Origin of the sequence: Bradyrhizobium sp. 76, assembly GCF_023073025.1 — a bacterium.
Taxonomy (GTDB): Bacteria; Pseudomonadota; Alphaproteobacteria; order Rhizobiales; family Xanthobacteraceae; genus Bradyrhizobium.
Genome location: NZ_JADPIS010000059.1, coordinates 1 through 14,962 on the forward strand (window position 1 = coordinate 1; position 14,962 = coordinate 14,962).

Annotated in this window: 14 protein-coding genes; 5 read left to right on the top strand and 9 right to left on the bottom strand. The window is 58.4% G+C overall.

The features are described from left to right. Nucleotides 1–497: 497 nt before the first annotated feature. Both IVB48_RS12315 and IVB48_RS12320 read left to right on the top strand, forming a co-directional pair. Nucleotides 498–908, top strand: a complete 411-nt coding sequence (locus IVB48_RS12315) for a hypothetical protein (protein WP_247400143.1) — start codon at nucleotides 498–500, stop codon at nucleotides 906–908. Nucleotides 909–1,019: 111 nt separating this feature from the next. After that, the gene (locus IVB48_RS12320; protein WP_247400144.1) at nucleotides 1,020–1,514 is read left to right on the top strand and encodes a MarR family transcriptional regulator; all 495 of its coding nucleotides are present in this window, start codon (nucleotides 1,020–1,022) and stop codon (nucleotides 1,512–1,514) included. A 151-nt stretch (nucleotides 1,515–1,665) separates the two neighbouring features. On the opposite strand, the gene IVB48_RS12325 is transcribed toward IVB48_RS12320, so the two are convergent. The 7 genes from IVB48_RS12325 to IVB48_RS12355 form a co-directional block, all read right to left on the bottom strand. Further along, the gene (locus IVB48_RS12325; protein ID WP_247400145.1) at nucleotides 1,666–1,857 is read right to left on the bottom strand and encodes a hypothetical protein; all 192 of its coding nucleotides are present in this window, start codon (nucleotides 1,855–1,857) and stop codon (nucleotides 1,666–1,668) included. 132 nt (nucleotides 1,858–1,989) lie between these two features. Next, entirely contained in the window at nucleotides 1,990–4,224 is a 2,235-nt protein-coding gene (locus IVB48_RS12330) for a trehalose-6-phosphate synthase (protein WP_247400146.1), read from the bottom strand. 651 nt (nucleotides 4,225–4,875) lie between these two features. Beyond that, a complete protein-coding gene (locus IVB48_RS12335; protein WP_247345243.1) occupies nucleotides 4,876–5,151 on the bottom strand; it encodes a DUF5985 family protein in 276 nt (91 codons plus the stop codon). Further along, on the bottom strand, nucleotides 5,151–5,408 hold the full coding sequence (locus IVB48_RS12340; RefSeq protein WP_247400148.1) for a DUF5985 family protein: 258 nt from the start codon (nucleotides 5,406–5,408) through the stop codon (nucleotides 5,151–5,153). The genes IVB48_RS12335 and IVB48_RS12340 overlap by 1 nt, the downstream gene beginning before the upstream one ends. A 2-nt stretch (nucleotides 5,409–5,410) precedes the next feature. Further along, nucleotides 5,411–5,782, bottom strand: coding sequence for a hypothetical protein (locus IVB48_RS12345; RefSeq protein WP_247400150.1), 372 nt, complete (start codon nucleotides 5,780–5,782; stop codon nucleotides 5,411–5,413). 165 nt (nucleotides 5,783–5,947) lie between these two features. After that, nucleotides 5,948–6,454, bottom strand: coding sequence for a PRC-barrel domain-containing protein (locus IVB48_RS12350; protein WP_247400151.1), 507 nt, complete (start codon nucleotides 6,452–6,454; stop codon nucleotides 5,948–5,950). Between the two features lie 387 nt (nucleotides 6,455–6,841). Further along, nucleotides 6,842–7,639, bottom strand: coding sequence for a Crp/Fnr family transcriptional regulator (locus IVB48_RS12355; RefSeq protein WP_247400153.1), 798 nt, complete (start codon nucleotides 7,637–7,639; stop codon nucleotides 6,842–6,844). Between the two features lie 73 nt (nucleotides 7,640–7,712). Between IVB48_RS12355 and IVB48_RS12360 the strand changes: the two genes are divergently transcribed. Beyond that, nucleotides 7,713–9,869: an ATP-binding protein gene (locus IVB48_RS12360; RefSeq protein WP_247400155.1), complete on the top strand. Its 2,157-nt coding sequence runs from the start codon at nucleotides 7,713–7,715 to the stop codon at nucleotides 9,867–9,869. After that, the gene (locus IVB48_RS12365) at nucleotides 9,841–10,515 is read left to right on the top strand and encodes a response regulator transcription factor (protein WP_247400157.1); all 675 of its coding nucleotides are present in this window, start codon (nucleotides 9,841–9,843) and stop codon (nucleotides 10,513–10,515) included. Before IVB48_RS12360 ends, IVB48_RS12365 begins: the two co-directional genes overlap by 29 nt. Before the next feature lie 679 nt (nucleotides 10,516–11,194). Here IVB48_RS12365 and IVB48_RS12370 read toward each other — a convergent pair. After that, nucleotides 11,195–11,425 carry a hypothetical protein gene (locus IVB48_RS12370; protein ID WP_247400159.1) on the bottom strand — a complete coding sequence of 77 codons (231 nt, stop codon included), beginning with the start codon at nucleotides 11,423–11,425 and terminating at the stop codon, nucleotides 11,195–11,197. A 320-nt stretch (nucleotides 11,426–11,745) separates the two neighbouring features. Between IVB48_RS12370 and IVB48_RS12375 the strand changes: the two genes are divergently transcribed. Then, complete coding sequence (locus tag IVB48_RS12375) at nucleotides 11,746–12,993, top strand: sodium:proton antiporter (protein WP_247400161.1); 1,248 nt, start codon at nucleotides 11,746–11,748, stop codon at nucleotides 12,991–12,993. 52 nt (nucleotides 12,994–13,045) lie between these two features. Here the strand turns inward: IVB48_RS12375 and IVB48_RS12380 are convergent, their stop codons facing one another. After that, a complete protein-coding gene (locus tag IVB48_RS12380) occupies nucleotides 13,046–14,863 on the bottom strand; it encodes a chloride channel protein (RefSeq protein WP_247400162.1) in 1,818 nt (605 codons plus the stop codon). Nucleotides 14,864–14,962: the final 99 nt, after the last annotated feature.

Here is a 14,962-nt window from a genome sequence, read left to right on the forward strand (position 1 = left end):
ACGGCGCGAGAGGCCGCGGCGGATGAGATTGTCAGTCATGATCGTTTCCTCCGAACATCGTTCTTGTTTGCAGGCAAAGCACGACCTGTCCGGCGGCAGTCGGCCTCGAGGGCCTGCCCGCGCCGGGCACGTCACATCCGCGTGTAGCTCTTGGACGCAAGCATTGCTTGTGAACGCCTTCTGTCAATTTCGTCTTTGGTCGAACGACTAAAATTATCTCGTGAAACCAGATCGTATCCCGACATATATTAGCCTTTGTGAGTACGAGACTGGCGGGTTCGGCGAGAGAAATGGCGCGGCGAACGAGAGTGGCGGGTACCCGGAAGCGACGGTCATGGCCGCAAGGTTCGGAGCGGCAGGACGCGGCGTGGTCGGTGGAAGAGGTGAACGGACAGGGGGCGACACCACAGTCCGGCGATGCCTCGCGCATGCCCGAGCCTCGCAATCGAACGACAGGTGAGCGGGGACCGGCAGTCGGCTCTGTTCAGGCGAAGCGTGTGCCCGGGCCGATGAAGCGGCTGAGCGTGCGTGCCCAGAACGTTCTGAAGGAGCTCGCAGTCGAGCTCAACGGCGAGCAGCCGCCGAAAGGGAACTGGTCGCCATCGCGCGAGTTGCTGCGGGCGCTCACGGCTGAACGTCTCGCGACGGCGCGCAATTGCGGGCCGCATACGATGCGGGAGATCGTGGAATGGGCGCACGGCTGCGGCGTGACTATCAAGCCGGTAATCCCGCCCGGCGGTTCGCTGTCGCAGATGTGGAGCGAGCTGATCGCCAATGCCTCGGCAGGCAGCCTGACCAGCGCCGAGATCGCCGGTGCGCTGCAGCGCTCGATCCGGCGGAAAAGCGTCCGCATCCCGATCGCGTTTCAAATCATCCTGGTGAAGATCCTGCTGTCGAGCTTCGAGTAGGGGCGCAATAGCTGTGCATCCGGAATTCCCGCTGCTTGGTCCGGGCGCTCCTGCTTGGTACTTTGGCTAACGGCTCGCGTTGCCGGGTAGGAAGCACGGAGGCGGCACGGCATGGTTCAGATGAAGAGGACGCAACGGGCGACTGCGGCCAGGTCCGGGCGGTCCTCAGCCACCGAGCCGATGCGTGACTCCGACTATGCTGCGCTTGCGCAGTTCCGGTACGAGATCCGGAGCTTTCTGGCCTTCAGCGAGGCAGCCGCGGCAAAGCAGGGATTGACGCCGACGCAGCATCAGGCGCTGCTTGGGATCAAGGGCTTCGTGCGCCCGGGTCCTGCGACAGTCGGTGATGTTGCGCGCTTTCTGCTGATTCGGCCTCACTCGGCGGTTGAATTGATCAATCGTTTGGCCAAGCTTGGGCTAGTAGGCCGGGTTGCCGACCCGCAGGATGCCAGACGTGTGCACCTCAAACTGACCGGGAGAGGTGAACAGAAACTGCGGGCACTATCGCAGAGAAATCTTCAGGAGCTCCGCCGCGCCGCGAGCCCGGCACTGAATCGCCTGCTGAGGTCGTTTCGGCACTCTGGCGGGCCGAATTCCAACGGCTAAGCCCGCGAGACCAACTCTACTCCTCTTGACTGATGCCTGGATTGCCGGCATGGGCCACGCATCCGCCTCCTGGACGATGGTTTCCAAGCCACGCCGTGACTGATTGCATTTTGGGCCGTTTGGAGGGCCGTCTCTATGTCTCGAAAGGCGACTATCTGGTGAGCATGCCTGAAATCAGGGCCGCAGCGCCGAGGCCAATGAACGACAAGATCATTGGAGGATACAGAACCAGCGCTGCTTCAAAGCGCAGGAACTTCGGTTGCTCGCCGATCCGATTGGGAAGCCCAATGAAGATCAGGATGCCTGCTACCGCAAGCATAGCAGCTCCAATCAGGATGTTCATATTCGCCTTCCTCCACATCACGGAGCAAAAAGTCGCAAGCACGAGAGTGCGACCGAGCTATTCGTTTTGGAAAGAGCGGACAGTACGCTTTCGTACCGATTTTCTTGGAAGACCGCTTTTAAAGAGACTCGCTCAGATCGGCTTCACGCCGTGAGGGGCCTTAGCGGCCAGACCAAGAACCCGCTCGCGGGTGCGACTTCTCGCTGCGTCCACTAGCATCGCGCCCGCCCAGCGATAGACGTTATGTTCCTTCACCTGCTGCCGCATGAGCTTCATGCGCTCGGCCTGCTCCTCCGCCGGCATAGTAAGTGCAAGCTTGATCGCCGATGCCATTTCTCCAATGTCATAGGGATTGACAATGAGAGCCTCGGACAATTCTCGTGACGCCCCAGTGAAGCTCGATAAGATAAGGACCCCAGCATCGTCCTCTCGCGAGCTAACGAACTCCTTTGCGACAAGGTTCATTCCATCGTGCAGGCTGCTGACGATGCAGACATCGGCTCCTCTAAACAGCTGGAACACATCTGACGGCTCGTAGTGCCGCGCGACCAAGTGCATCACGGGTTGGCGACCGTGGTGCCGCTCGTTTATTTCGGCAGCAAGCACTTCCGCTTCCGCCTGGAGCTTCGAATATGAGCTGAGTTTGCTGCGTGTCGGCGCTGCAACCTGGATGAATGCAAGCCGATCTGTCCAGGCCGGATCTCGCGCCAAAAGCGCGTCTACGGCCCGCATGCGATCAAGAATGCCTTTGGTGTAATCGAAGCGTTCAACGCCTACGATCAGCCTCGTATTCTCCGCCAATCCGAACTGGGCAAGGATGCTAGATCGGCATTCCCCGGGAGGTGGTAGCTTTTCCAGTTCTCTTGGCGGCCACTCGATAGAGATTGGATAAGCACGTATTCTGGTCTCATGTCCTCCAAGGCTGACCGCTTGCACTTCGCGATCGATCCTGCTCTCCACGAAGCGATCCACACCCTCGATGAAGTTGTTGCAGTGAAACTGGGTATGAAATCCAACAATGGTGCTGCCGAGCAATCCTTCGATAATCTCCGCCTTCCATGGGCAGATGCTGAATGTTTCCGCATTCGGCCATGGAATGTGCCAGAAGGTTATGATCGTCGCCCTCGGCAGGCGCTCACGGATCATTCTTGGAGCAAGCGCGAAGTGATAGTCCTGGACCAGCACGATGGGGTCCGCGGTCCGCGCCTCGGCAACGACTGCATCGGCAAAGCGCTGGTTGATCTGCCGATACATCTGCCAGTCGCTGGACCTGAACGTAGGGCGCACGAAAACGATATGGCACACGGGCCAGAGCCCTTCGTTGGCAAAACCGTAATAATATCCGTCCTGTTCCTCCTCGGAGATCCAGATGCGCCGAAGCGTGTAGGCCGGACTTGCCTCGGGCACGCGGATCCTATCGTTGTCGTCGACCGTCTCCCGATCGGCGCTGCCGCTGCCGTGTGCGATCCAAGTGCCACCGCAGGCACGCATGATCGGCTCCAGGGCCGAGACCAATCCACTCGCCGGCCGCTGCACTACAGTCCCCGCTTCCGAAGTGTTGTGAATGTAGGGCTCCCGATTGGAAAGGACGAGAACTTCGGCCCCCGGAAGGACGCTTTGCAGCACCTCCTGAAGCGATTTTGGCGTCCACTCGATCTGGCGTGTAAACGTAACTTGTTCGGCGCTACGCAACAGCTTGTGAATTTCTCGATCAATAGACGAGCCACCGAATCGGAGTGGCACTCCCTGAGCACCTCGACGGACCTCTTCGACCGCGCGTCGCAACGCCTTCATCCAGCCGCGCATCATGAGGACGGCGAAAATGATCGTGCCAACGGTCAGGACCAGAACGACGCCGGCAAGCGCTGCAAGCAGATACGCCAGCACCTGGCTAGACCTGGCCGCCGCGAAGCTGAGGTCGGTTAGAATGACGAGGTAGGAACGACCTCGGCTACTCGAGATCGGAAACGCAGCTACAAGAATTCGTCGCCCCCCGCTGGTGATGCTTGCGAAACTGTCGTTCTCGGATTTGGCCGACTTTTCGCAGGAGAAGCTCGCCGGCATCTCCGGTGTTGGCGCGAGCAACGAGCCTCCCGGATCACAAAATCCAACCGCGAGAATCTTCTTGTCAAGCGCCACTCTCTTGAAAAGGTCCGAGAGCCGGTCCCACGCCTGGTCTTCCACATCACGACTAAGCAACGGCTGGATGGCGTTGAAGACCAGCTTGGATCTGGCTTCAACATCGCTGCGCGACCATTGCTGTACGATTCCTCCGGTAAATGGTGAGATACCGAACGCCACGACTGCGGCTACCGCCAGGCCGAAAATGCCATAGCGGAAGAACTCCTTGTACGATATCGGGGTCACTCTGGAGCTACGCCGGCTGGATGGAGATGATTGTTCGAGCCATCGAGCAGACGCAGCCCTCGCAGCGAATTTGGAAACTCTGCCGATTTCGTAAGCAATAATACGCGAACATGCACCAAAGGACGGCGGCTCCTAGATCGGATTGGCGAGCCGCTTCCCCTTCTCAAAGCCCGTACGCTGGTTGTTGCAGGCGAGACAAATCGCGCGTGCCACTTGCGTGCCGTGGATTGCCAGCCGTTCATGCCGATGCGGCGTCTTTTCCTCGCAAGACAGGCAGTATGCTTGCGGAAACACATTGAGTGTCGTTTGACTCGAATTTCTGATCATGAAAGCCCCCTTGCGCAATATCCTTCCGAGGTCGCCCGCGAGCAAGCGGCAGCGGGGCAGATCGGCTGTCTATTGTACGGAAGTGTACCGTGTTTCGTCAGGTAGCAAGCTGTGCGCGCTCCGCTCAAGATCACTCCTGTCCCACACAGCAGCCCACCAAGGTCCGGGTGAATTGGCGCGCGGCGGAGCTGGGACCCCATCGTTCCTCGGCTGGGGTCCGCCTCTCCTGACGGCATGACCTGTCCAAGGTATCTTCGTTCAAGGCGCGAAAGCGGTTGTTCGTGCACAGCATTTTTGCAAGTCAGCGCCTCTTGAATTCGTGCGTCACTTGCGATTCTTCGGCAGCGCGTTCTTCCCGACAATCGAAAGTGCGATCAGACCGAATGTGATCAGGCGCGGGATGAAGTAGACCGGCTCGCTCGCATTCGTCACTTGCACCACCGCCAGGACAAATCTCGCAACGGCGTCGATCACAAAAGCAGCGGCAAAGAACAGGAAAAAGGTGTCGCCCGTCTTACGCCAAAACTTCAGGAAATATATGCTCGCCAGGAGCGATGCGAATGCCGTCGCACCTGAAAGAACGGGATTCAAATGGTCCATCACTCGGCCTCCCAGATCATGCCTATAAGCAGGACCGTCATGGCGAACAGGCCGATCGACAGACGCACGGCGGAGAGATCAATTTGAGGAAACACGATCTTATCGATCCACAGAGCAGCATTTTCGAAAGTCAGACCCGCGAAGCAGACCGCGCTCCAGAGGAGCAATCTCGACCTGTTATCGATATATGCCCGAACGAGCAGCCAGGCACAAAAGCCGCTCGTGATCGCGCAAAGCGTGTAAATCACCGCAGCCATGACTAATCCTTTCGAATCCTGAAGGCGTCTGAAAATGCCTGGATACGGTGTGGGCTGTTGTGGATGATATGTGTGATCGGGATCAGATGCCGCGAATACGCCAAGGCCAAGCGATCGATCACAGCCCGCAATTCGGGCCGCGGCGCAAACGCATAGATCCCTGCCGCGCCGTCCAGGAAGCCATCCCTCGCGAGGGACGCGAGAGCATCGGCCGTCTCGGTCTTGCCCGCGTAAAGGCGTGCAGCGAGCGTTTCTGCGTCAAAACGCTCGCCCGGCCGCTTATGGAAGAACAAAAGGGCTTCGAGCTGCGCCACAGAGCGAATGTAGCGCCGGACAAGCTCCTCTACCTGTTCCGGCAGTGCTTCATCGGACATCGTCGACCTCAGCCAGCGGCACGCAAGCTGATCGATTCAATGCGGAAATTCAAGGCTGCTTTTCCTGCTACTAAATCTAAGCCGACCGGATCCAAGACAACTGCGGCGGCGTCATCTCCGATGACACCGCCGATAAGCATGCTGGAAATACAGACCGAAATCGGCTCAGTACTTGAATTCGGGCATCTTCTTCAGCTGATCCTTGTTGGCGTTCAGCACCACGTGGTCCGGATACCAATTGTCGCTTCGCCGGGCCGACGTTGATGCACTTCCCGTTGTGCTCGTAGAACTTGTAGTGCCGGCCTTTCCAGCGCCATCGTTGGACGCCGTCTTTACCGGTTCCTTGGCGAATTTGAGCTGATCGAACGCCACGGCGACGTTGTGCTCACCCATCCCAAGAAATCCTCCCACTCCGATCACCACGTTGGCAACCCGCCCGCTGGCATCCAGAATCAGATCGTTGACATCCCCGATCTTCTCGTTGCTGTTGTTATAGACGTTCACACCAACGAGTTTCGATGCACGCCATTCGCCTTCCTTGTGCATGGAGGCGGTCGAGGCAGCCGGCTGCATGTTGGGCGCGGCGGTCGTCGCGTTGTTGTGGGGTGACTGCGCCATGGCCGGCGTAGCCAGCAGCATCGCAGAGGCAAGAATGCAAACTGATGTCTTCATGACGATTGCTCCTAGTTCTGTTGATCATCGTCAACTCATCGCACGCCCGCAAGTTTCGTTTCCTGCATGCGAAGGTACGCTGCCGCACGAGACTTATCCTACCAGCTTGAGACGGCCGCGCATCTTCTGACGAAGCATTGCACGTGTCACGGAAGGGTTACATATGATGAACTCGACCATAGCGATAATGTCGTCCCTGGTACGATTGCAGCAAGGGTTCTCGTAAACGGCAAGAAGCCTTTGGGCCTCCTCCAAGGCTCCCACCAGAACTTCGGTATCGGTTCGGATCCGGCTTTCTTGCGATGACATCTCCGCCTCTATCGCTTCAAGAATATCTGGACTCTGTTCGCTGCCGGACACTTGACTTAACGCAGTCGGGAATCGCGTTCACGAATATGCAATGCGGAGGGGCGGCACCGCACAAGGACGGTTGTGGGCCGCCAGGATGATACCCTGACAATCGCAAGACATCGCTTTCAGCCTGGCTTCGTCCGTGACAACGATCCCTGCCCTGCGACATCCAATCACCCCGTCGCGCACCATACTGCCGAGAGCGACCGTAACGCCGGCGCGCCGGACCGCGAGAGCGTTGGCTATGTAACTATGCGTGAAAGGTACCTCGCGAGATCCGAGCCTGTCGCTGGCAACTAGGAGCCACCGCGCGAGGCGCTGGTGCAGCGTGTGCCTGGAGTTGCAGGCTGATAGTTGCGAACTGTGAATTAGGATCGCCTGAACATAGCCTAAAAGCATCTTTTCAAGCTCGACGTCGCTCTTGATCAAAGCAATCAGCTGATCGGACTGGATCCGACTCGCTTGACCCGGCACTCTCACGCTGCAGCGGTGCGGCGACACTTGCATGCCCAGGACCAACGGCACGCCGACGAAATCCTTCATCCCGAGCGTATGGATCTCTACCGGCAGGCAGTCGCCCGCACGGGTCGTGACAGAACACCCGCCGGACTCGATGAAGTACGCGTAGCGAAGAGGAGTGCCGCGATCGTAGAGAATTTGTCCTTTGTTCAGAGACACTGTCTCGCAGCTTTCGAGCAACCGGCACTGCGATGAGGCCGACAGTCGGGAGACGAGTTCGTTGCGGCTAGTGCCGCAGAAGGGCTCGTCAAGGCCGAGCCGCTTCGGGTTGAATTGGTTTTCGATCAACCGCAGCGGCGATGAGGAATGTTCCATGTCAAGCCCAATTCTAGACCGCTACAATGATTGCCTGTACGATGGGATGTATCGAGCGATCCTGGGAGTCAGGGTGACCGATAGTACCGTCGGGAAAAACCTGACAAGAACCAGAAACATCGAGAAAGTGCCAGACGTGGGCGTTTTGCTGTCTCATTTGATACCCACCCGCATGGAGGCGCCCACCTCAATCTCCCGGCGCGCAGCCCGCCGCCCCTTGATCCTCGTCTTCATCGCGGCAGCGATGCCTCTTGCGCTTTTCGCGGGTTGGGTCGTTTTCCTGAACGCCCAGCAGCAGCGCAGGGGTTCTCAGGCTGCCGCCGTGGAGACGCTCGATAGCGTCGTCAACCGGCTTGCCTCCGAGATCAGTCTCCAGCTCGAGATCGCCGAGACCGTCGCGGCTTCCGCAACACTCGACAAGCCGGACCTCGACGCGTTCTATCGAGAAGCGACGCGTATCAACGAAGCACGTCCTCTTTGGCAGACGATTCAGCTCGTCGATCCCGAGGGAAATCAGGTGCTTGATGTCAGCCGTCCACTCGGAGATGGGATGCGCGCCACCGCCGATCGAGAGAATTTCGAACAGATCCTGAAAACGAGAAAGCCGGCGATCGGCGGAATTGGGCCACGTGGTCCCATCACCGGCAAACGCGTGGTGGCCGTCAGGGCCCCCGTTGAGCGCGATGGGCAACTGAAGTTTGTACTCACGGTGGCCCTGGTGCCCGATGCAATAAGCCAGATTTTGAAGAGCGCAGGAGCCCCGGCCGGCTGGGTGGGTTTCGTGGTCGATGCCAAGGGGAACATCGTCGCCCGCACCTTCGGTGAACAATCCGAACTCGGACAATCTGCCAGCGCTACGGTCCGCCAGGCGATAGCCTCAGCGCCAGAAGGAGGCTACCTCAAAACCACGCCCGCCGGCGAACAAGTCGACTCGATCTACAAAGTCATCCCCGGAACCAGCGGATGGTCGGTCCATTTCGGAATACCGACGCAGGAACTGAATGGTCCCGTCCAGCGCTCAGCCATTTTCCTTGCCGGGGGTGGGGTATTGAGCTTCATCTTGGCTCTGACTTTGGCCTGGTACACCATACGCGACATTTCGCTTCGCCGGCGCGAGCAAGAGGCGCAGGCTGCATTGGCACTCAGCGCAAGTGAAGAGCGACGGAGGCTGACGATCGATGCCGCAGATCTCGGCGTGTTCAGCTGTGATTTTGCGAGCAGAGAAGCGATCGTGTCGCCCCGCGCCCGGGAGATGCTCCGGATAGACGGTTCGCGCTCCGAAGGAGATACGATCCTTCCGATAGATCGGATACTGAGTTGTATTGATCCCGCCGACCAGCGGAACTTTGAGGCTTCCTTGCTGAGTTGCCGTTCGGGAAACGTGGCGATTGCTGATTTCCGGACCGCTCCCCCTCACAGCCGATGGCTGCGGGCCAGCGGACGGCTGTCTCGCATCGATGATAAGAACTTGGACGTCGTATATGGCGTCATTCTGGATATCGACGAGACCAAGCGAGCTGAGCTGGAGCGACAACAACTGCTTCGACGCCTTTCCGAAGCGGAAGAAAATGAACGCCGTAGAATCGCAAGAGAGCTTCACGATCAGATCGGCCAGACGGTCACAGGTCTACTTCTCGGTCTGAAGAACCTGGAGCCGCTTCTGGGCACGAGCGCCAAACGCAAGCTCGGATTGGAGAGGCTCAATTGGCTGCAAGGACTCGCGAGAGGGATTGGGCGCGATATCCATCAAATCGCCTCTGACCTGCGCCCGACCGCCCTTGATGACCTGGGACTTTACAAGGCGCTGGAGGCATTCTGCGCGGAGATCCGGCGCCGGTTCGGGATCAGCGTTGATTTTCAGCCTCTGGGCAGAAGAGATCGTCTCGGCCAGGACGTCGAAATCGCGGTTTACCGCGCCGTCCAGGAGGCCGTAAACAACGTGGTCAAACACGCGCAAGCTCGAAACGTCAGCGTGGTCATCGACCGACGCACAACTGAGCTTAGGATCGTCGTCGAAGACGACGGGAACGGCTTCGACTTTCAGGAATTCTCGCAGGGCGAGAGCCGCCACGCAAAATTGGGCCTGTCCGTCATCGAGGAGCGCCTCACGCTGCTCGGTGGATCTTTGGCGATTGAATCTGAACCCGGCCACGGCACCTCTCTTTTCATGAGAATACCGGTGCCAATAGAGGAGATGGGCTATGTGCCCGATCCGGATCACGTTGACTGACGATCATCCGCTTGTTCTGGCCGGAATGAAGGCGTTGCTTCAGGACGTGCATGACATTGAGATCGTCGGGGAAGCAACGGATGGACAGGCCGCCCTAGACATCATTCGCCAGGCCACACCGGACATTGCCATCCTGGACATTTCACTTCCCGGTATCAGTGGCCTCGAAGTTGCTCGCACCCTAGCGACGCAGCTTCCTCAAGTTCGTCTTCTGGCGCTGACCGTGCACGAGGATCACGCCTACGTTCAGCCGATGCTGCAAGCGGGAGCTCGCGGCTATCTGCTGAAGCGCTCTGCGGCCGACGAGCTCGAGCGCGCAGTTCGCGCGATCGCTGGAGGTGGTTTGTATCTGGATCCAGCAATAGCGGAGAAAGCACTACCATCCGCGCAGGGCGCCCACTCGTCTTCCGGCGCTTCCACAGCCGGCGAGCTGACACCGCGCGAGAGTGAGGTTCTCAGATTCATCGCACAAGGCTTCAGCAACAAGGAAATTGCCAATCAGCTAAGCATCAGCATCAAGACCGTCGAAACTTACAAGGCCAGGGCGGTCGAAAAGCTCGGGCTGTTCACGCGTGCCGACATAGTGCGCTACGGCGTGGCCCTTGGCTGGTTGGGCCATTCGGGAAAGAGTGCCGATCAAGTTTGAGCGGGCAGTAGGTGGGCCAAACGGCCCTGCGCCCGGCATGCCGACGTCAGGATTATCCCGACAAGCCCCGCTCATCTCCTGACTGCCCGATGGGACGCCGTCCACTATCTTCGGTGAAGCGGACGAGAGAACCAATGCGGATCGCCAGCCAAAACACCGTTCTTTGCGGCTTCTGCACTCCGCACCTTGTTGGATCGGATCAGGTTTGTGTGGAGGCACACATGAGAAATGTACTTTTTCGAGGACGTGCCGGTCGCCAGCTCTTTGCACAGTATGAGAAACTGCCCGGGCTCGCCACTCGGACGAGCTCGCGGCTAGATGCCCGCACGGCGAGAACCGCGGGCATTTGCCTCGCTTGCATCTATCTCACTTGCCTTCTGTTCTCGGCATACGCGATTGCTTGACCTAGGCGTGTGGCAACCGACATCGAGAAATGACGAAGTCGGATTCATCGTCCCGATCCTTTGCAGGAACTCGCTCGATCATGGATACAGTCGTTGTGCTCCTGGTCCCCGGTATGTTGTTCACGGCTCTTTGTGTCGCGGCGCTTGAGATCGCGGCACGTCGATTTTCCCGGACTGTTGAGCGTCAGCTTCAGATGTAAAGTGCGGCGCACCCATCTCACTGCGCAAAGACTGCTCTTGGTGAGGGCCGCCTCGATCGACGGCCCTCCAAGCGCTTATCGGCAGACACGCACGTGCTTGACGATACGCCGACCATGATAGCCGCGCTTGACTACGGTCCGCACGGTGCAGACCCTCCGATGATGATGATAGTGATAGCCAGCCTGCCTCGTCTCGGATGTTGCCGCGGCGCCGACCGGTGGCGCCATCATCGCATTGGCAGGAACCAAGAACTGAGTGCCAGCAAGCAGAGCAGCGGCCGCAAATCCATAGGCGATTTTCTTCATAGTTTTTCCTTGTCGTACGCCCCCTCCGCACTTCTAGATCGGTCCAATGAATGCGGAGTGAACGATGATACTGACAAACGTCGTCGCGATCTTTCGCCGCAGATGCAGAAAATGGATAGCTGCCCCCGCCGCTGAGAGGAGCTTGGAATTGAGGCTTATCCCAATCCGCTTAGATGTCCCGCAGGAACTGCCGAAGTTGCTTTTGCTTATTCACGTCTCAAAGTCGCTATCTCGAACGCTCTACCGTCACCGGTTAGAGCGAACAGCGGCATCGGAAGGGAGTGAACAGGCACTCTCGCCAGAGCACAAGGGAGCCTGTCGTGCTTTCGCTGATGGATATTGCTACCGTTCTACTCACATTGTCTGCCGCCTTTGGTTGGCTGAATCACAAGTTCCTGCCGCTCTCCCGCAGCGTAGGTCTTCTTTTGATGAGTGTCCTGACGTCGCTGTTGATGATCGGTTTGGATGCAGCGGTTCCCACAGTTCATCTGCTAAACCAACTTGCCGACGGACTCCGACAGATCGACTTTGCCGAAGTCGTCGTCAACGGAATGCTTGCATTTCTGCTGTTCGCCGGCGCGTTGCACGTAGATCTGGACACACTCAGAAGCCGCGCCATTCCGGTATTTATTCTGGCCGTTCTCGGCACCTCAATTTCAACCGTCCTCGTAGGCCTGATGTTCTGGTTCATCTGCGGCCTTGTGAACTTACCCGTATCATTGGGTTGGGCATTCGTGTTCGGCGCATTGATCAGCCCGACTGACCCCGTTGCTGTCCTGAGTACGCTTCGCAACACCAAAGTGCCGAAAGAGCTGCAGATCGAGACGGAAGGCGAGGCATTGTTCAACGACGGCGTCGGGATTGTTCTGTTCACGATCATGCTTCGCTTTGCGAGCACCGGAGACGGCGCTCAAGTTTCGGCTGCCGATGTCACTGAGTTGCTCGTTCGCGAAGCTGGCGGTGGAATAGTGCTGGGCTTGTTGACTGGCTATATCGCGTATCGCGCGATGCGACTCATCGACGACTACGCCATAGAGGTACTGATCTCTCTCGCGCTCGTCACCGGAACATACGCACTTGCGTTACATCTGCACGTCAGCGGACCGCTCTCCATGCTCGCCGCAGGCCTCCTCATCGGCGACCGAGGACCGCGATATGCGATGAGCGAGCGGACACAAGGATATCTCTTCGCACTCTGGAGCCTCATCGACGAAATCCTCAACTCGGTCCTTTTTCTGCTTATCGGGCTCGAGACCTTGATACTGCGCTTTGATCTTCGCAGCCTTGGCCTGGCAGCAGCGTCGATTCCACTCGTTCTCTTCGCCCGGTTTGTCTCTGTTTCAGTCCAACCGTTTTTGTTCGGATGGACTCAACTGCTTTCCCTGCGCAACGCGCCCTTTCTCACCTGGGCGGGCGTTCGAGGCGGGATTTCAGTTGCACTCGCCCTATCAATGCCGGATAGCCCGGCCAAGGCCGCCATGCTCGCGTCAACCTATGGGGTCGTCCTGTTCAGCATCATCATTCAAGGCTCGACCCTAGGCTGGGTGGCAAGGCGGACTGTCGGATAATAAGTCTCGTCTCGAGTTGTCGTTCAAGCGACAAGCCCTCACTTTATCCGTTTCAATCCTCGTAGCTGTCGATGACGGCATCTGCGATAACGCGTTTGGTGAGGACGCCGACGACATCGTTCACGCGCGGGCGGGAGGCAGAGCGGACAACGATTGCCGCGCCGGCCCGATGACGCTTCAACCTAGCAAACACCAAACTCAAGAGGTCCTGATCGCGGCAAATCACCATCCGCCGCTCGACGAATTGCTCGACCGCGACAACTGGGTTGGATTGCGACTCCGCCCATAAGCCGGAACGTGGCGGGATCAGCCCAACAATCCGGCCTTCGCGCTCAACCACGATAGGAAGTGCATCATTGATATCTTCCGCAGCCATAGCCTGTCTTAGTGTCGTACCTACCCCGGCGACGATAAAGCGCCTTTCCATGATGTCCTGGGCCTGCTTCACCAGATAGAGGTTGATATGCCGTTCCTTTGGAATGCGGTGCCCGCGGTGGCGCAACTTGACCGTGTAAATCGTTTCGTTGACGAGTGCACGCCTCACGCCTGCAGCCAACGCTACCGCAACGATAACTGGAACGATGATTGCGTAATCGCGCGTCATTTCGAACACCATCACGATCGCCGTCATGACGCCGCCCGTACCTGCACCAACAATGGCCGCCATTCCAATGATCGCGGCCGAAGATGGCGTCAGCCCTGAGTAAGGCAGGATTGAATTGGTTGCAGCGGCAAAGGCGGCCCCCAAGCTGGCCCCAAGGTAAAGCGATGGCGAGAATATTCCGCCCGACGCCCCGCAACCGAGGCTGACCGTCGTTGCCAACAGCTTCAGCACGAACAGCAGCGCCAGGAGCCCCGCCGCTGTCATCTTTTGGTCCAGTATCTCCTGAATGACGGAGTAGCCCACTCCGTCGACGTAGGAGTGACCAAAGGCATGCGTGAGCATCACCATCAGCAGGCCGATGGACGACATGCCAATGATGTTCTGAACATACTCGTTACCAGACAGCTTCGGAAAGCCATCTTCCATAAAGACGAGCAGACGGATGAACGCCCAAGCTGCCGCTCCAGACACCAGGCCGAGCAGGACGAATGCGACAGCTTCCTGCGCATTGAAGGATGCAACCATGCTGAACTGCATATCCGGAACCGAAAAGGCCGGATCCGGACCGATCAGGATGCGCCCGATCGTCGTCGCAGCGCCCGTGGCCACGACGACTGGAAGGAATGTTCGATTTGAAACTTCCGGCAGAAGAATTTCCAGAGCAAACAGCACGCCGCCCAGCGGAGTATTGAAGGTTGCGGCAATGCCTGCGCCGGCGCCCGCGGAGAGCAGCGTGATCCTCTGCCGGGTCGAAAGCCCGATGAATTGGGCAAAGGCAGAGCCGAGAGCTGAGCCTATCTGAATGATAGGCCCTTCGCGCCCGACCGCGGCGCCGCTCCCGATCGATACTGCGGATGCCAGCGCCTTTACCAAGGCCACCGCGCCGCGAATTTTGCCGCGCTTGTAAAATATCGAGTCCATCACTTCAGGGACGCCATGACCCTTGGCCTCGGGAGCGAAGCGCCGAACGAGGAAGACGACAATGAGGCCGCCGATCACAGGTGCGAGTAGAATAAAGTCGCCAAAAGGGCTGGGACCCTCACTGATGTTCGCGTCATAAGCGACACTCAGCGTGCCCCTGTAAAACAAATTGTGCACTAGCGCGATCAGAACGCGAAAGACGACGGCACCAAGCCCGGTCAGGACACCGATCATCAACGCAAGCGCGCAAAGCACGAGAAGGCTGACCTTCCGCTCTTCAGCAAACCGCTCAACGCTGCTGCCGATCAGGGCTTTTCTTGTGCCGTAAGACAGGACTGAGGCCATTTGGTCACCCGGGCGTACGATACGAGGATACGAACTCCCGGTTCCGAAAAGTGGTTCCTGCGACAAGTTGGGGACAACCACGTCAATCGAGCGTCCACA